We start from the raw sequence: 16,355 nt of genomic DNA, 5'->3' as shown, positions 1-16,355 counted from the left end.
TACCCTGGCGCCATGACCGAGCCGACCGTGTCACCGTCCACTGCCCCTCGCGTCGCCATCGTCGGAGGAGGGGTGATGGGCGGCACGCTCGTCACCGCGCTGCGCGTGGCGGGGTGGCCCACCGATCGGATTGCGGTGGTGGAACGGGACGTGGCTCGCGCGAGCGGGCTGCGCGAGGGCCACGGCATCGAGGTGGGGTCCGACATCCCCGCCGCCGTCATGGATGCGGACGTCATCGTCATCGCGGTCAAGGTCTACGACACGTCCGATGCGCTCGCGCAGATCGCCCCCGTCTACAAGCCGGGCGCCCTGGTCCTGACCGTGGTGGCGGGGCTCACCACCGCGTACTACGAGGAGCGGCTTCCCCAGGGAGCGCCCGTGGTGCGTTCCATGCCCAACACGCCGTCGATCATCGGCCACGGCGCCACCGCTATCGCGAGCGGCGCCTACGCCGACGAGCAGCACATGGCCCTCACCATCGACATGCTGAAGGCCACCGGCCTGGTGGTGACGGTGGACGAAAGCCAGATGGATGCCGTCACCGCGATCGCGGGCTCCGGCCCCGCCTACTTCTACGCCTTCGTGGAGGCGCTGACGGAGGCCGGCGTGGGCCAGGGCCTTGACCGCGACCTCGCCACCTCGCTGGCCGCGCAGACGTTCCTGGGAGCCGCCCGACTGCTCGTCGACTCCGGCGACACCCCTGACGTCCTACGCAAGCGTGTCTCCTCGCCGGGCGGCACCACCATCGAGGCGCTCAAGGCGCTGTCCGATGCGGGCCTTGACGGCGTGGTCGCCGCGGGGGCCGATGCGGCCGCCAGGCGGTCGCGTCGGCTCGCCGAGGAGCTCGGCTAACCGACCGAGGCGGTCGCGGCGCGGATGCACGCCCCGCGTCCGTCCTACTCGGTGTCGAGTTCGCCTTCGAGCCGGTGGGTCGCGACGGTGTCACGCACTGCGTTGACGAATACGTCGGTATAGCCCTCGCGGTCGAAGGCGCCCAGGTAGTGCTCGCGGGCGGCCTCACGGGCATCGGCCTTGCCGTGGTCGTGGACGAGTTCGCCGATCCACGCGGCCACGTCGTCGCCCGGAACGGCGGTGTAGGCCGCCGACGCGAGCGTGGGGCGACCCTCCGCACGCACCAGCGTGTCGGGCTGCATCTCCATGATGGCGAACGGCTTGCCGCTGAAGAGGAAGTCGTTGGTCACGGCCGAGATGTCGGTCACGGCCATGTCGCACGCGTTGAAGCAGCCGATGAGGTCCAGTTCCTCGAACAGCGTCGGTCCAAAGCGGTGCTGGCGGCCCGTGGCACGGGCGTCCTCGGCGAGCAGGGCGTGAATGTCCGCGATGGCGGCACGTAGCGCCGCCGACTTCGACGAGTACGGGTGCTCGCGGAAGATGACGGTGAGTCCCAGGTCGAGCAGGGCTTGGACGATCTCGACGCCGTGCGGCAGCGACGAGTAGTTCGCGTCCCCGAAGAAGCCGTTCCACGTGGGGGCGTAGAGGGCGACCTTGCCACCCTCGACGGCCTCGCGCGGCCCTTCGATGCCCGAGACCTGGGGGCGGCCCACGATGCGGAAGCGCTCGGCGGGGATGCCGATGCCGTGATCCCAGTAGCGGTCGATGGCTGCCTGGCCGGCGACCCACAGGCTCGTCATACATGGCGCTGATGGGGTTGCGGCTCGACGCCTTGTCGGAGTCGCCGTGAAGAATCTGCACGTGGTGCAGGCTGGTAGCGGCGCACCGCGTGGGTGTTCGCCGCGGCGTTGTTGACGTAGATCACGGTGCCACCGCAGTGCGCCAGCACCTCGTCCACGGCACGCAGCGAGCCCGCGTAGATGACGGGGCGGTCCGTGATGGAGCGCAGGCTCGGTGAACAGCGCCTCCTGGCGCGCCACCACCACGTAGGGAAGCCCCGCCTCTTCGAGGAACGGGAGCCACATCTTGAGCCTGGTACGCGGAGCCGTACGGGCCGGACTGGTAGACCACGAACGCGGGCTCGAGCCGGAGATCTGACCCAGTACCTGCTCGCGGATGCGTCCACGCATCGTGATCCTGCGCAACACCATGACGATGCCCGCGAAGGCGAGGATCGCGGCGAGGATGGACAGAGTGGTCGCCACCACGCCTGGCCACAGGGCCAGCGCCGGCAGCGTCAGGATCGCCGCCAGGTACACCGAGGCGATCGCCCACGGGATGGTGCGGGCCTGCGCCTGAGCGATGGTGGACAGCCGCAGGTCACCGCGCAGCGCGGGCCGCGAGGCGAGGGTCGACATGGCGGTCGAGCCTGCGCCGATGAGGAATACGAGGCCCACGGCCCAGTCGCGGCCGTCTTCGCGCAGCGCTGCGTAGGTGCCGAGCGCCCCCAGCGAGAGCCAGATGGCGGCGGCCGAACGCCCCGCGCCCGCCACGAAGCGCGCAAGGTAGCCGGCGGACGGCAGCCGCGCCTTCATCGTGGGCCCCACCCGCTGGTTCAGGGGCACCACGATGAGGGCGACCACGAGCGCGATCACGACGGGCACGAGCCAGGAGGCCTCGAGGGCCACCGCGACGGCGACGAGCCCGGCAAGCGCGAGCGCGACAAGACGACGGGGCTTGATCAGCCCCTTCAACGTGGACAGCATGGAGGCCTTACTGGCGGACGATGACGTTCTGCTGGTCGACGTACTGGCCGGTGGGGCCGAGCATCGTCTCGATCACCTGAGCCACGTGCTGCGGCTGCATGATGGTGGTCGGGTCCTCGTCGGGGGCCAGGACCTTGCGCAGATCGGTCGCCGTGCGGCCGGGCGACAGGCACACCACGCGGGTGCCGTAGATCTTGAGCTCCTCGCGCATCACCTCGGACATGTTGATGACCGCGGCCTTGGAGGCCGAGTAGGTGAGCCAGCCGGAGCGACCGTTCATGCCAGCCGTCGACGCGATGTTGACGATGACCTCGAAGCGGTTGCCCAGGTGTAGCAGGCTCCTGGACCAGGGTGAACGGGCCGTAGACGTTGACCGCGATGGTGCGCTCGAAGTCCGCGAAGTCGACCTGGTGGATCGGCACGGGGTTGGTGTACCCGGCGTTGTTGACCAGGAAGTCGATGTTGCCCACCTGAGCGTGCACGCGGGCGATGGCGCCGATGAGCGCCTCGCGGTCGCCGACGTCGACGGTTTCCTTGACCAGCGCGACGCCCTCGGGGACGTCCGCCTGCAGCGCGGCGACGTTGTCGTCGTACGCCTGCGAGGCACGGGCCATGAGGACGATGGTGGTGATGCCGAGGTCGGACGCCGCCAGGCGACGCACGGTCTCCAGGCCGATGCCCTTCGACGCCCCGGTGACGAGAGCGGTCTTAGACATCCTCTTCCCCCTCGTGACGCAGGAGGTGGGTGGCGAGGTTCACGTCACCAGGGGTCGTCACCTTGAGGTTGCGCTCGTCGCCCTCGACGAAGAACACGTCGATGCCGGCGTCGGCACACATGGTGGCGTCCTCGGTGAAGGTGAGGCCGCTCGAGATGGCGAACTCGTGGCCGGCGCGCAGGTCCGCCTTCGAGAACTTCTGAGGAAGCCTGGACGTTGCGCAGGCGGGCGCGCTCAAGCGAGCCCGTGACGCGCTGCGTCTCGGGGTCCACGGGGGCGACCGTGAAGGAGATCTCGCGCATGAAGCCCACATTGGCGTGGGCCGACTCGGCGAGCGCACGGAAGTCGGCGGCACGCACGAGCGGGCGGGCGGACTCGTGGATCATCACCACGTCGTTGGTGGCCTCGTCGAGCAGACGCGCCACCGACTCCTGGCGGGTGGTGCCGGCCTCGGCGTACACCACGGGAGTCGCGATCGCGTAGTCCTTGACGATCTGCTCGACGGTGTCGCGGTGCCCGGCGGGGTAGTTGACGACGATCTGGGTGATCGCCTCCACCTCGTCGGCCTCTTTGAGCGAGTACACCAGGATCGGCACACCATTGATCTTGACGAACTGCTTGGGTCCGGCCGTCTTCGCCCGGGCACCCACGCCGCCATTCAGCAGAAGTAGGGAGATCACGTTCACTCCGAAATATCGGGACAGGTCGCCCACAGTCTAGTTGGCCGGGCGCCCCAGGCGGGTCAGGAGCGGGAAGCGCGGTCCAGGGGCTCGTGGAGGAGACCCAGGCCTGGATGAGTTCGTCGCGCTTGTCGCCGAAGGCGCACGCCATCAGTTCCTGGGCGTCTGCGTCCGCGGCGGCATCGGGCATCCGCATGGCGAACAGCACGGTCATGAGCATGCCCTGCGCAAAGAATGCTGTCGCCTGTTCACCGCTCATGCCGCCGCGTTCCCGCACCAGCCGGTAGATGTCGAGGAAACAGCCTCGCGCGACAGGCGCCAGGGTCTCGTCGTGGCCCTGGGAGAACAGGTGAAGAAGGCTCAGGAGGAGGCCACGGTCGGCCATCAGCCCTGCATACGCGCCTCCGAGCGCCCGCTGGGTGTCCTCGAGGCTTGCGCCGTCACCCAGGGCGTCGAGCTCCTGATGAACGCCTCGCGGACCTTGAGCGCAGCGCGCTCGGCCGTCGCACGGAAGAGCCGCTCCTTGGAGCCGAACATCCTCACCACGTACGCCTGCGAGATCCCCGCCTCGCGGGCGATCGCGTCGGTGGTCCCGCCGGCGTAGCCGCGTTCGCCGAACACGACGGAGGCCGCGGCGAGGATCTGCTCGCGGCGGTCGTCGGCGCTGAGGCGACGTGAATCTTCGGTGCCCATGTTGACAAGGTTATCAACCGATAACTAGCGTGGCTACCAGTGGTAATCAACTGATTACTACATGTCAAAGGAGTCCCCGATGCCACCCTCTTCACGCAACCGCCCCCTCGGGCTCGTGGTCGCCGCAGCCTCGCTGCCCATGTTCATGGGCATGCTCGACAACCTCGTCGTCACCAACGCCCTGCCGGCGCTCGCCACGGACCTCAACGCGTCGCTGGAGGAACTCCAGTGGTTCGTCAACGCCTACTCGCTGGCCTTCGCGTCCTTCATCCTGATGGCCGTCGCACTCGGTGACCGGTTTGGCCGCAGGCGCATCTTCACCTCGGGCGTGGTGCTCTTCACGGTGGCCTCGGTGTTGTGCGCGCTGGCAGACACCCCCACCCAGGCTCATCGCAGCGCGCGCCGTCCAAGGCATCGGAGCCGCCGCGCTCCTGCCCCTGTCCCTCGCGATCCTCGCCGCGAATGTCAGCCCCAAGCAACGCCCGCTCGCCATCGGCATCTGGGGCGGCATCAGCGGCCTCGGCGTGGCACTCGGACCCGTCATCGGCGGCGCGGTCGTGGACGGCATGAGCCTGGCACGGCATCTTCTGGCTCAACGTTCCCGTGGGCCTCATCGCCATCCCGCTCATCCTTGGCGTTCTGCACGAGTCGCGCGGCGACCGCGTCCGGCTCGACCTGCTCGGGCTCGCGCTGGGCATGGCTGGCGTGTTCGGCCTCGTCTTCGGCATTGTGCGAGGCAACGAGGCCGGCTGGACGTCGCCGCAGGTGCTGACCGGCTTGGTGGGCGGCACGGTCCTCATGGCAGCGTTCCTCGCGTGGGAGCGCCGCGTCAGCGCGCCGCTGCTACCGCTGGGCCTGTTCCGGGACCGCTCCTTCACGGTCGCGAACGCGGTGGGCCTCATCTTCAGCCTCGGGATGTTCGGCTCCATCTTCATCCTCATTCAGTACCTCCAGGTGGTGCAGGGCTACTCGCCGTTGCGCGCGGGAGTGATGACGATGCCGTGGACCATGGCGCCGCTCGTGGTCGCCCCCATCACCGGCATGCTGATGCCCCGCCTTGGCACCCGCGTCCTCATCGTGTGGGGCCTCGCGGCGCAGGCCGTTGGCCTCGCCTGGATCGCGCTCGTCATGACGCCCACCACCGCGTACGCGACGTTCGTGCCCGCGTTTGTCCTCAGCGGCGTGGGCATGGCGCTTGTGTTCGCCCCCTCGGCGACGGCCGTCCTCGCGCACATGCGCGAGGAGGATCACGCGAAGGCGTCCGGCACCAACTCCACGCTCCGTGAGATCGGTGTGGCGCTCGGCATTGCCGTGCTGACGGCCGTGTTCACGGGAGCCGGAGGCGAGTTCACACCCACCGGCTACACCGACGCGGCGGTCACCGCCGTCAGCGTGGGGGCCGGATTCCTGGCGCTCGCCACGGTCGTGGGGCTCGCACTGCCACGCCACTCACGCGCTAGGGGTAGCGGTCGTGACACGGCTACTGCACCGGCGGCCGATGCCGTAGCCGCGCCGGCGTCGATTCCCGCTGGCGCCTAGCGCGGGCACGCGCACCTGACACCCGTCACCCCCACGCGCCGGCGCGTGGGGGTGACGGGTGCGTGGGTCACTGGTGCGTGAGTGACGGGTGCGTGGGTGTTAGCGGGCCGTGCAGGCGAGCGCCCCGGCCGGGATCGCGTCTCCCGACCCGGTGAACCCGAAGGTGGCGGTCGCCCCAGCCTTCGAGCGGGCCGTTCCAGCCGGCGTCGCCCACCGACACGGTGCCAGAGGTGCCGGAGAACTCGCCCGTCCACTGGTCCACGATGCTGGTGCCATCGGGAAGCGGCACCACCACCGACCATCCGGCGATCGAACCGCCAGCGGTGACCGTCACATCGGCCACAAAGCCAGTGGACCACTCGTCGCGCAGCACCAGGTTGGCGCTGCACTCCCCCGCCGCCGGGACGGTGGAGGCGGTGGGATCGGGGCTCGGCGTCGCGCCGTCCTCGCTCGGGTCACGCGGCTTGGGCTGTGCCGAGCCGATGGCCGGGTACGCGTTCTGCACGAGTTCCGTGAACTGCGCCGCGAACCACTGGCCGGACAGGGGCGCGTCACCCATGGCGTTGGTGGGACCGTTCGCCAGGCGATCCGAGACATAGCGCGGGTCGCACATGCGGTCGAAGCTCTTGCCCTGATCGTTCTCGATCTCTGAGGCTCGAGCCGTCGGACTGGCCCGGCGGCTTGGCCCAGATCAGCGCGTCGAGGTGCGACTCGGGATAGCCGGCTGGCCACGCCTGCGGGAGGCGGCCGAGGCCGGCGCCCTTCTGGTTGCACCAGGCACCACGGTGACCGCGGCGGTCAACCTTGGAGGCCTCCACGTAGGAGTCGAGCGCGTGCGTGCCCGCGGCGGAGATGGGGCGCGACGTGCCACCCCAACCGTTGCGGGACGTGTCGATCAGCATCCCGATGGACTCGGGGAAGCCCTCGTCGATGAGGCGCGAGTACAGGTCCGCCGTCCAGTCCGCCTCGTCGAAATCGGCGTTGTTGTCGTAGAACGCGGCCGCCTTCACCGGCTGGCCGTCGACGTCGAGGTCGGGGTCCGTCAGGTACGGCTCCTCGAGCGGCGTGTAGTTCGCGGTATTGGTGATGAATCCATCCACGCCGTCGAAGCCCGCATCGGTGGACTCCACCACCTCGGCAAAGAGCGTCGCGGCCGCGCTGGCGTTGTTCTCCCACCCCAGCCAGCCCGCGTGAGCCGCATCGAGGTAGGAGTACACGTGGGACATCGGGGCGAAGGCGTCGAGCGCGTACGCGACGCCCTCGCGGTAGTACGGGTCTGCTTCCTGGCACGCGGGCTCGCTGGTGTTGGTCACGAGGTTGGGCAGCGAGTCCGGCTCGATGATGGTGACGATCCTGAGGTCGCGGTACTGGTCCTCGCCGAGCATCGACGCGATCACGTCGATGTAGTCGCTCTTGTAGGCGGCGAGGCCCGCGTCGGTGGCAGGCAGTTCGCCGTTGGAGGCGAGCGCATAGCAATCGCGGCCGGGCAGGTCGTAGATCACGACGGTGACGACCACGGGCTTGCTGGCGGACTCCGACTGCTCCAGGGCGGCGTCGAGGTGATGACGCAGGCCGGGGCCGTCGGCGTTGCCCGCGATGGCACTGATGGCGTCCATCCACACGCCGGTGGGCTGGTTGGCGACGTCCCGCATCTTGGAGGCCAGGGCGGTGTCCGTGGTGGCGTCTGCCGTGTCACGCACCTGCTGCGCCCACACGCCGTCCACGTACATCTTGGCGTCGGCGTACGCGTTGTCGACGTGCTCGCCGTCGTCCACGCCGGGTGAGGCGGTCTCGCCCGAGCCATCCGAGCCGCCGTCGTCACTGCCGGAGGTGCTTGGCGAGGCGGTGGCGGACGGCGCATCGTCGTTGTCACCGCCGCACGAGGAGAGGATCAGCACCAGCACCACCAGTAGTGCGACGGCGCCCATGCCCACGCGCCACCACGTTGCCCGTTCGGGGCCAGCGGTGCGAGCCGGTGCGTCGTCCTGGTGCGTCATGTGATCCCTTTCGTCGCCCTACAGTCAGGCTCAACGAGCGAGCGGACCGGATTGAGCCCGGTGTTTTCAGTCGAGCGAGCCGAGGAAGTCGGACACCCGTTCGTACATGCGGTGCGAGGAGTCCTCGTCGTATTCGTGCCAGCCGTCGAAGGCGAACAGGTGGCCGTCGCCGGGATAGGTGAACACCTCCAGGGCGTCACCGGCGAACTCGACGAGGGCGGCGACCTCATCGGCCTCTACCCATTCATCACCCTCGGAGAAGTGCGCCTGCGCAAAGAGTCGCTCGGGCCACGAATCCACCTCCAGCCGGGCGGGCGCGAGGACGGAATGCATCAGCACTAGGGCTCGCACCCGCTCCTCCTTCACCGCGACCAACTGGGCCACGGCCGCGCCAAGCGAGAATCCCGCAAGCACCACGGGGCCTCGCACCTGGTTGAGTGCCGCGAGAGCCGCAGGAACGAACGCGGCGGCTCCCCCTCGCCATCGGCGAAGTCAACGGCGGAGTCCACATCGGTGAAGGTGCGGCCCGCGAAAAGATCGGGCGTGTGCACGGTGTGCCCCTCGGTCTCGAGGGACTCGGCCCAGTCACGCACCTGCGACGTGAGGCCGAGGGCGGAATGCAGAAGGATGACGGTTGCCATGTGATTCATGGTCACACGAGCCACCGACACCCGCAGGGCGAAAGCGCCTACGCCGCCATCAGCATCGGCCTCAGGACCGCAGCGCCCGCTGCACATCGATCGCATCGTTGTGCACGTGGAAGCCGAGGCGCACGCGCCCGGCACGCGAGGCGGCCCGAATCCCCGCCGCGGCGAGGTCACATGGCTCCGCGATCAGCGACACGATGGCGCTGCCCGTGGGCGCCATGCCCACCTCGGCGCGGAACGCGTCCGCGAGCGAAGGCCCGTGCTGGTGGAGCGCCGCGAGGTCCTCGGCGGCGTGCAGTTCCAGCGCGACTGCGGCGGCCTCGCACAGTTGCCACGGCGGCGAGGTATCCAGCCTGCGGGCCGATGCCGAAAGCCCCTCGACCGCATACAGGCTCGCCCAGGGGTCGTCGGAGCCGTACCAGGATGCCGCGACGGGCCTTACCCACGCCAGCGCGGCCGGGCGCACCGCGGCCAAGGTGATGCCGCGCGGGGCATTGAGCCACTTGTAAGCGGACGCGACCACCACGTCGAAGCGCGCAGCATCGATGCGCAGCCACGGGCACGCCTGAGTGACGTCGATGAGAGTGCGCGCCCCCGCCGCGTCGGCGGCGGCCGCGAGCGCATCGAGATCGAGGATGCGTCCGTCGCGCGACTGCACCGCGGAGACTGCCACCAGGTCGATGCCCGGCCGCACGCGGTCCACCAGTGCCTCGAGCGGGACGCTTTCGACGCTCAGATCCGGATCGCTCGCGAAGGGGCGAAGCACCGATCCGAAGTCGCCTTCGGCTACCAGCACGCGCGCGCCGCGCGGCAGGGACGCGGCCACCATGCCTACCACCTGGGACGTTGAGCCGGCCAGGGTGACATCCGCGGCGGGCGAACCCACGAGCACCCCGAACGCGCGGCGGCATCGCTCCACGGCGGCGTCCGCGTCACGCGGGTCGAGGTCGGCGCTCTCCCACACCCGCGTCGCGGCGCGTAGGGCGCGCGCCGTCGCCTGCGCGGGCAGGCCGTAGGCTCGCGGTGTCGAGGTAGCCGCGGCCTGCGCCGAAGGCGCGCGTGAGGGTCTCGGAAAGCATGCCTCCATGGTCCGGGCCCGCGCGGACCACAACAAGAGGGCATATTTGTTGTCATCCCCTCAAGAAAACTGAGGTCTCATGATCGACGTCGACCGCCTCCTCTTGCTACGCGAGGTCGCGCGCCACGGCTCCAAGGCCGCGGCCGCGCGCGCCCTGAGCCTCGCCGAGCCCACCGTCGCGCATCACCTCAAGGCGCTCGAGCGGCGGGCAGGAGTGCCGCTGACGACGCGCATCGGCCGCGTGACTCGCCTTACCCCCGCAGGGGAGGCGCTCCTCGAACACGCCGACGCCATCGCGGCATCGCTCGCGAGCGCCGAACGCGCCCTGGCCCAGCACGCGGACCTCTCCGGAGGCCGCCTCAGGATCGCGGCGTTCACGTCGTTCTGCGCGGTCGCGCTGCCCAGCCCGCTCGCACAGTTCGCGCGCCGCTATCCCGGCGTGGACGTGGGGCTCGTCGAAACCGAGACGGACGACGCCCTCGCGCTGCTCGACGCCGGCGAGGTGGACCTCGTCATCGGCTTCGCGGACGACGCCACGCCCGCGCCAGCGGACCTCCCCGTGCGCATGCTCGAGTCCGACGAGTACCTCGCCGTCCTTCCGGCGGGTCACGCCGCGGCCCGCGGACGCACCGTCGAGATTGGCGCGCTCGCCGAGGACACGTGGATCTCGGGATGTCAGCGCTGCCGCGCGCACCTCCACGCGCTCGCCCACGCGGGCGACTTCGTCCCCCAGATCGCCTTCCAGACCGAGGACTACGTCACGGTCCAGCGCCTGGTCGCGGAGGGGCTCGGGGTGGCGCTGCTGCCGCGCATGGCGCTCGCCGCCAGCCCTGACGTCGCGGGAATCGTCACGGCGCCCACGTCGCCCACCTCGTATCGCGAGGTGTTCCTCGCACTGCCTCGCGACGCCTCTGCGGCGGCCACGGCATTCGCGGCGCTGCTCGCCCCGTAGGACTCAGGCGGCCACGGCCTCGCGCTCCAGCAGCGCGCGCTTGACGTCGACACCCCACGCGAATCCGGTGAGGGCGCCCGAGGCGCCGGTGACGCGGTGGCACGGCACGAACAGCGCGACGGGGTTGGCCCCACAGGCGGCGCCCACCGCACGGCTCGCGCCAGGAGAGCCGACCTCGGCGGCGACCGCTCCGTAGGTGCGCACCTGGCCCGCGGAGATGGCGCGGAGCGCCTCCCAGACCCGCGCCCGGAACGCCGTGCCGGGTGCCGCGACCGCCACCCGCGTCACCGCGGTCGGGTCACCGGCGTAGTACGCCGCCACCGCATCGGCCGATGCCACGGAGCCTTGCGCTCCCGGACCACCCGTCAGCCGCGAGCGGGCCGCAAGGGCGGCCGGATCGCCGGTCCAGCCCGCGGCGATCACCTCGCCGTCCTCCTCGATCACGACGAAGGGGCCGTCAGGCGTGGTGAGGGACTCATGAATGCGCATCAGCGCCTCCTCGATTCGGTGACGCGGCGCGCCACAGGTGCATCATCAGGTAGCTGCGCCATGGCGCGGCAGCGACGGTGGCGGCGACGAGGTCGCGGGGGGCGTCGGGGATGCCGAGGGCGCGTGCGCCCGCGCGCACGGCGACATCGCCTGTCAGCAGGATGTCGGTGGCTCCCAGCACCCGTAGCGCCACGTAGTGCGACGTCCAGGGGCCGATGCCGGGCAGCGCTTCCAGGTCCGCCGTCGCCTGGGCGACGGTCCTGCCCGCATCCAGGACGAGCGAGCCATCGGCAATCGCCGCCATCGCGTTCGCAAGCGCGCGTCGCCTCGCCCGCGGGCCGCCCAGGGCCTCCTCGACGCCAGCGGCAAGGGCCGCCGCATCGGGGAACATCGACGACACCTTGGGCGTGGCGAGGGCCGGGGGCAACGGCTCGCCGAGCCTGGCCCGCGAGGCGCCCGACCGCCGTAGTCGCGGCGGCCACGGTCACCTGTTGACCCACGATGGCCCGGGTCACCATCTCCGCGGCGTCCACCGAGCCCGGCAGGCGGATCCCCGGGGTCGCGGACACGGAGTGCGCGAGCCGCGCGTCCGCCGCCAGGGCGGCGTCGATCGCCTCGGGGTCGGCATCGAGGTCCAGCAGGCGGCGCACCCTCGCGAGCGCCTCGGGTAGGTCGGCCAGATCGGTGAGCCTGGCGGTCAGCATCACGTCCGCAGCGGCGGGCCGCAGCGTCACGACGGCGGGGCCATGGGCCAGGCGGAGGCTGCGCGTGTACGCGCCGTCGGCGACGTGTTCCACCCCGGGGACGGCGCGCCTGGCGAGCCAGTCGATCACCCCCGCGCCGTCGAAGGGCGGCCGCACGGCGAGGCGAAGACTCAGCGCCCCTGGCGCGACCGCATCGGCCCGCTCGGTGAGCGACCGCTCGCCGGACCTGGCGCGCGCCCGCACCTCACTCGGCGTCATCGCGAAGACCTCACGCACCGTGTCGTTGAACTGTCGCAGCGACGCGAAGCCTGCCGCGTGCGCCACCTCCGCGACGGGAAGCGCCGTGGCCACCAGGAGCCTGCCGCGCGGTCTGCGCGCGCTGAGCCCGCGCGAGCGCCAGCGGGCCCGCCCCCGGCTCTTCATGGAGCACGCGGCCGAGGTGGCGCTCGGAGTAGCCGAGCCGGGAAGCCAGCCCCGGGACGCCCTCGCGGTCCACGACGCCGTCGGAGATGAGGCGCATGGCGCGGGCGGCGACATCCTGACGCAGATTCCATGCCGGGGAGCCCGGCGTGGCTTCGGGCAGGCATCGGCGGCAGGCGCGGTAGCCGGCCTGGTGAGCCGCGGCGGCCGTCAGATAGAACGTGCAGTTCTCGGCCTTAGGCGTGCGGGCCGGGCAGGAGGGCCGGCAGTAAATACCCGTGGAGCGGACCGCGGTGAAGAACTGGCCGTCGAAGCGAGCGTCCCTGCCGTGGACAGCCGCATAGCGTGCGGCGAAGTCAGTTGGGGCGTCCATGGCTCAAGAATGCCTCGCCCTGGGACCCTGCGCTGGCGGTTTTCAGACACGGCTGTGGGTGGGTGCGGCGCACTCACGCAGACGTGACGACGCCGCCACCGGGCAAGGGGGATAGCCGGTGGCGGCGTCGGGGATGTGGGGGCGGGCTCTGCCCCCGTGTCACGGGGCGAGCGGGCTTAGGCTCGCCTCGATGGTGCCGGCGGACTCGCCGCCGGTCAGCGTGCCCTCGGTGATGAGGCCGAACGTGTCCGTTCCGGTCACCTCACCACCGAAGGTGACGGTGTAGGTGTCGCCCTCGACGAGGTCGGGGGTGGAGACCACCAGGGTCTGCGTCTCCTTGGCGGGGTCGATCGAGGCGACAACGGTGCCGGCGGCGTCCGTCACGGTGATCGCGGTGCCCGCGGAGATGGTGTCACCGAGCGAGATGCCGATGACCGCCTGCGACCCCTCATCGGGTTCCTGCGCCATGCCGGAGGCACCGGTCGCGACGAACGTGCCTCCGTCGATCTCGAAGGTTCCCGCGTAGTCCACGGCGCCGTTACCCGAGTTGGTGGGGCCAGCCACCACCACGGTGCCACCCGTCATGAGCACGGAACCGTTCGAGTCGACGCCGTCGCCTCCCGCGTTGATGAACCATGACCCCCGGTGATCTCGAGGTAGGCGTCGGTCGCCTCCTCGCCCGGCATGGCCGCGGTCTGGACGGTAGCGCCCTGCACGGTGGCCGACGCGGTGGTCGACGCCGCGTCGGAGGAGGAGTCGGTGGTGGCGGAACTCTGGGCGTCGTCCGCACCTGAGGGCTGCTGGCCGTCGGACGGCATCTCGCCACCCATGCCGCCGCCCATGCCACTGGAGGAACCGGAGCCGTCCGACGCGTTCAGGCCGTCGTCGGTCGAGACGATGGTGCCCGTGCCGCCGTCGAGGTACATGAGGCCACCTTCGAGGCCCTCGTTCGAGGTGCTGACATCGATGGTGCCGTCGGTGATGCGCAGGATGCCGTCCGCGTGGACCGCATCGTCACCCGCAGAAATCGAGATGTCGCCACCCGAGATGGTGAGCCTGGTTGTAGGCGTCCATCGCGTCGGCCTCAGACGTGAGCGTGAGCGTGCCGCCCGCGATCCACAGGCGACCCACCAGGGCCGATGCGTCATCGGCATCGGCCTCGTTGTCCGACTTCAGGGAGTCGCCGCCCGAGTCGACCGCAAGGTCGCCGCCCTGAATCACCAGGTGGTCCTTGCCCCGGATGCCGTCGTCCGTCGCGGTCACCGTGACGGTGCCGGAGTCGACCACGAGCGAGTCCTTGGACGTGATGCCGTCGGCCGCCACCCCGGTGACGCTGAGCGAGCCGCCTCCCGTGATCCACAGGTCCGCGGTCGAGTAGATCGCGGCGTTGGGCGCGTCCTCCTCGTCGGACTCCGTGGCGCCGGCGGCGTCAGACACGGCGTTGGTGGAGCCGTCCGCGAGGGCGAGAACCACCCAGTCGGCGTCCACCACGTTGATGCCTGCGACATCGGCCGCCGTGATGTCCACGCCGTCCAAGACAAGCGTGACATCCGCCTTGTCGCCGTCGACGACCACCTGTCCGGCACTGAGCGAACCGCTCAGCACGTAGGTGCCCGACTCGGTGATGGTGACGGTGTCGCCATCGACGCTCGCGCCGGCGCCGTCCACGCTGGAGGCGCCGTCCGCGAGGGTGATGGTGGTGGCATCGGCCGTGTCATAGGAAAGGTCCACCTCCTCGATGCCGAAGTCGTCGATGGACGTGGCCTCGGTGATCGCGGTGACGTCGATCTGGGTCTCCTCCGTGGTGGTCGCGTCGGTCGCGGTGTCGGAGGATTCGGTGGTCTGGTCGGTGACGGTGCCGGTGGCATCGGCGTCGCCGTCTGTCACCGAGCAGCCGGTGAGGAGGAGCGCGCCGAGGCCGATGCCGGCCAGGGCATTCGCGGTGGAGCGTCGCATGGCGGGGACCTTTCTCAAGCGCCGGCGAGGGCCGGCTGGACGAGGGAGACGTGGCCGCGCAGGGTGCGCGACCATCGGTTGGAGGGCAGCGTGGGTTCGAGCGCCGCGAGCGACGTGCAGTACTTCGACACCTTCTGAGGGCGGGCACCGTGGCGCCACAGTGCCCGGTCCACATCGCCCGCGCGGGACGGGGACTTGGTTTCGACGATGAGGGTCCTGGTGAAGCCCACCGCCGCGCCGTACTGATCCATCCCGGTGACGTGGGAATCCACGGTGACCCGGGCATCGGCCGTCAACAAGGTGGTGCGGTCGTAGGTCGTGGTGAGCGTCGCGCCGAGAGTGGGAAGCGCATCGGACACGTCGGGGAAGGCGGACACGAACTGGCGTGCGCGGGCCGGCAGGGCGGCACGGGGAGCGGGGTCGAGCACCTCGTCCTCGGGCAACCACAGCCGATGCTTCACCGTGTCACCCGTGCGGGAGCGCAGCTTCACCTCGACGGCGGCTCCGCCCGTATCCACGTAGCGACGCGTGCGCACCTTGAAGCGGCGCGGCCTGCGATGCGCGGCGGCGCGGTACGCCGCCAGGTCAGGGGTGTCGTAATACACCGACGAGTAGCGGAAGCGACGCAGGCCATCCATCTCGAGGATGCGTGGGCTCTCGGGCAGGTCCCGCAGGACAGCCGCCCACACCTCCGGCGTCACGAGGTACTTGCGGTCCACGCGACGCTGGAGCGATGCCGCGGCATCCAGGGCCGTGAGGCTCACCGGCTCGAGGCCAGACGCGATGTCCTCCCACGCCGCGGCGGTCATCGGGCCGCTCCCGCCGGCACCTGCAGCCTGCTCCACTGACGGCACTGAGGCGCCGCTGGCCGTGCGGCGAGGCGCCGCGGGGTCCATGGCGTAGCGGACGTCGCACAGGGTGGTCTGCTGCACCAGGTCCGTCTTGATGAGACGGACGCGGTGCACGCGCGCCCCAAGCAGGTCCTCGAGCTCGTGGGCCGCCTCGACCTCGGACGTGATCGCGCGATCCAACATGATCTGCTGGGTGCGGTAGCGGCCAAGGATGCGGGGCGAGTCGCCGAGCGTCATCATCACGAGCATCACACCCATGAGCGCCAGGCCCACACCCGCGTGAATGCCGGGGAAGCCGCCGAGGAGACCCAGGGCAATCGACGTGAAGTAGTAGGCGATCTCCTCGTGGCCCATCTCGGTGGAGCGTAGGCGGATGATCGAGAGCACCGCAAAGATGCCCAGGCCGAACCCGAGCGACACGTCCGCCGTCGCCATCGCGTAGGTGACGCCCATGACGCCCACGTTGATCGCGAGGAAGGCGACGATCATGTCGCGGCGGCGATGACGGGGGAAGTACAGGCCGAACACGAGCACACAGATGGCGACAAGGTCGGCGGCGATGAGAAGGAAGACGGACACGGGGTCACCTCGGGGTCGGGTCGGGGCTCCGGGGAGCGGTTGATGTCCTCCATCACACCGCCG

The 16,355-nt window shown here is 70.4% G+C and carries 18 protein-coding genes and 5 pseudogenes; 5 read left to right on the top strand and 18 right to left on the bottom strand.

Going from position 1 to position 16,355, the window contains the following annotated elements:
- Window positions 1–12 precede the first annotated feature (12 nt).
- The gene (proC, locus tag QQK48_RS09365; RefSeq protein ID WP_284328286.1) at window positions 13–852 is read left to right on the top strand and encodes a pyrroline-5-carboxylate reductase; all 840 of its coding nucleotides are present in this window, start codon (window positions 13–15) and stop codon (window positions 850–852) included.
- A 44-nt stretch (window positions 853–896) separates the two neighbouring features.
- On the opposite strand, the gene QQK48_RS09360 is transcribed toward proC, so the two are convergent.
- From QQK48_RS09360 to QQK48_RS09335, 6 genes and pseudogenes are all read right to left on the bottom strand, one after another.
- On the bottom strand, window positions 897–2,618 hold the full coding sequence (locus tag QQK48_RS09360) for a hypothetical protein (RefSeq protein WP_284328285.1): 1,722 nt from the start codon (window positions 2,616–2,618) through the stop codon (window positions 897–899).
- A gap of 7 nt (window positions 2,619–2,625) precedes the next feature.
- Window positions 2,626–2,898, bottom strand: a complete 273-nt coding sequence (locus tag QQK48_RS09355) for an SDR family oxidoreductase (RefSeq protein WP_284329358.1) — start codon at window positions 2,896–2,898, stop codon at window positions 2,626–2,628.
- A gap of 118 nt (window positions 2,899–3,016) precedes the next feature.
- Window positions 3,017–3,334, bottom strand: a pseudogene (locus QQK48_RS09350) (SDR family NAD(P)-dependent oxidoreductase); the annotation flags it as partial.
- Window positions 3,327–3,647: an IspD/TarI family cytidylyltransferase gene (locus QQK48_RS09345; RefSeq protein ID WP_284329357.1), complete on the bottom strand. Its 321-nt coding sequence runs from the start codon at window positions 3,645–3,647 to the stop codon at window positions 3,327–3,329. The pseudogene QQK48_RS09350 and the gene QQK48_RS09345, both read right to left, overlap by 8 nt.
- A pseudogene (locus tag QQK48_RS09340) lies at window positions 3,604–3,984 on the bottom strand (IspD/TarI family cytidylyltransferase); the annotation flags it as partial. The gene QQK48_RS09345 and the pseudogene QQK48_RS09340, both read right to left, overlap by 44 nt.
- Before the next feature lie 414 nt (window positions 3,985–4,398).
- Window positions 4,399–4,707 (bottom strand): helix-turn-helix domain-containing protein, encoded by a 309-nt coding sequence (locus QQK48_RS09335; RefSeq protein WP_284328284.1) that lies wholly within the window; start codon window positions 4,705–4,707, stop codon window positions 4,399–4,401.
- Window positions 4,708–4,768: 61 nt separating this feature from the next.
- Here QQK48_RS09335 and QQK48_RS19780 point away from each other — a divergent pair.
- From QQK48_RS19780 to QQK48_RS09320, 3 genes and pseudogenes are all read left to right on the top strand, one after another.
- Window positions 4,769–5,017 (top strand): annotated as a pseudogene (locus tag QQK48_RS19780) (MFS transporter); the annotation flags it as partial.
- A pseudogene (locus QQK48_RS09325) lies at window positions 4,998–5,210 on the top strand (MFS transporter); the annotation flags it as partial. The pseudogenes QQK48_RS19780 and QQK48_RS09325, both read left to right, overlap by 20 nt.
- A 100-nt stretch (window positions 5,211–5,310) precedes the next feature.
- A complete protein-coding gene (locus QQK48_RS09320; RefSeq protein WP_284328283.1) occupies window positions 5,311–6,246 on the top strand; it encodes an MFS transporter in 936 nt (311 codons plus the stop codon).
- Between the two features lie 67 nt (window positions 6,247–6,313).
- Here the strand turns inward: QQK48_RS09320 and QQK48_RS09315 are convergent, their stop codons facing one another.
- The 6 genes from QQK48_RS09315 to QQK48_RS09290 all read right to left on the bottom strand — a co-directional run bounded on the left by QQK48_RS09315 (window position 6,314) and on the right by QQK48_RS09290 (window position 9,969).
- On the bottom strand, window positions 6,314–6,805 hold the full coding sequence (locus QQK48_RS09315) for a cellulose binding domain-containing protein (RefSeq protein ID WP_284328282.1): 492 nt from the start codon (window positions 6,803–6,805) through the stop codon (window positions 6,314–6,316).
- Window positions 6,798–8,243 carry a glycoside hydrolase family 6 protein gene (locus tag QQK48_RS09310; protein ID WP_284328281.1) on the bottom strand — a complete coding sequence of 482 codons (1,446 nt, stop codon included), beginning with the start codon at window positions 8,241–8,243 and terminating at the stop codon, window positions 6,798–6,800. The genes QQK48_RS09315 and QQK48_RS09310 overlap by 8 nt, the downstream gene beginning before the upstream one ends.
- Window positions 8,244–8,309: 66 nt before the next feature.
- Window positions 8,310–8,660 carry a dienelactone hydrolase family protein gene (locus QQK48_RS09305; RefSeq protein ID WP_284328280.1) on the bottom strand — a complete coding sequence of 117 codons (351 nt, stop codon included), beginning with the start codon at window positions 8,658–8,660 and terminating at the stop codon, window positions 8,310–8,312.
- Entirely contained in the window at window positions 8,606–8,884 is a 279-nt protein-coding gene (locus QQK48_RS09300; RefSeq protein ID WP_284328279.1) for a hypothetical protein, read from the bottom strand. Before QQK48_RS09300 ends, QQK48_RS09305 begins: the two co-directional genes overlap by 55 nt.
- Window positions 8,885–8,954: 70 nt before the next feature.
- Entirely contained in the window at window positions 8,955–9,854 is a 900-nt protein-coding gene (locus QQK48_RS09295; protein ID WP_284328278.1) for an aminotransferase class V-fold PLP-dependent enzyme, read from the bottom strand.
- On the bottom strand, window positions 9,823–9,969 hold the full coding sequence (locus tag QQK48_RS09290) for a hypothetical protein (protein ID WP_284328277.1): 147 nt from the start codon (window positions 9,967–9,969) through the stop codon (window positions 9,823–9,825). The genes QQK48_RS09295 and QQK48_RS09290 overlap by 32 nt, the downstream gene beginning before the upstream one ends.
- Window positions 9,970–10,047: 78 nt before the next feature.
- On the opposite strand from QQK48_RS09290, the gene QQK48_RS09285 reads away from it, so the two are divergent.
- Window positions 10,048–10,920 carry a LysR substrate-binding domain-containing protein gene (locus tag QQK48_RS09285; RefSeq protein ID WP_284328276.1) on the top strand — a complete coding sequence of 291 codons (873 nt, stop codon included), beginning with the start codon at window positions 10,048–10,050 and terminating at the stop codon, window positions 10,918–10,920.
- A gap of 3 nt (window positions 10,921–10,923) precedes the next feature.
- On the opposite strand, the gene QQK48_RS09280 is transcribed toward QQK48_RS09285, so the two are convergent.
- The 6 genes and pseudogenes from QQK48_RS09280 to QQK48_RS09255 all read right to left on the bottom strand — a co-directional run bounded on the left by QQK48_RS09280 (window position 10,924) and on the right by QQK48_RS09255 (window position 16,292).
- Window positions 10,924–11,409, bottom strand: coding sequence for a methylated-DNA--[protein]-cysteine S-methyltransferase (locus tag QQK48_RS09280; RefSeq protein WP_284328275.1), 486 nt, complete (start codon window positions 11,407–11,409; stop codon window positions 10,924–10,926).
- A pseudogene (locus tag QQK48_RS09275) lies at window positions 11,396–12,906 on the bottom strand (AlkA N-terminal domain-containing protein). Before QQK48_RS09275 ends, QQK48_RS09280 begins: the two are co-directional and overlap by 14 nt.
- 159 nt (window positions 12,907–13,065) lie before the next feature.
- Entirely contained in the window at window positions 13,066–13,491 is a 426-nt protein-coding gene (locus QQK48_RS09270) for a hypothetical protein (protein WP_284328274.1), read from the bottom strand.
- Entirely contained in the window at window positions 13,488–13,832 is a 345-nt protein-coding gene (locus tag QQK48_RS09265; RefSeq protein WP_488798420.1) for a hypothetical protein, read from the bottom strand. The genes QQK48_RS09270 and QQK48_RS09265 overlap by 4 nt, the downstream gene beginning before the upstream one ends.
- An 88-nt stretch (window positions 13,833–13,920) precedes the next feature.
- On the bottom strand, window positions 13,921–14,862 hold the full coding sequence (locus tag QQK48_RS09260) for a carbohydrate-binding domain-containing protein (protein WP_284328273.1): 942 nt from the start codon (window positions 14,860–14,862) through the stop codon (window positions 13,921–13,923).
- Between the two features lie 14 nt (window positions 14,863–14,876).
- Entirely contained in the window at window positions 14,877–16,292 is a 1,416-nt protein-coding gene (locus QQK48_RS09255; RefSeq protein ID WP_284328272.1) for a DUF4956 domain-containing protein, read from the bottom strand.
- Window positions 16,293–16,355 lie beyond the last annotated feature (63 nt).

It is taken from the genome of Demequina litorisediminis (genome assembly GCF_030161615.1).
In the GTDB taxonomy this organism is placed as follows: Bacteria; Actinomycetota; Actinomycetes; order Actinomycetales; family Demequinaceae; genus Demequina; species Demequina litorisediminis.
This window is presented reverse-complemented; position numbering and strand designations above follow the sequence as displayed.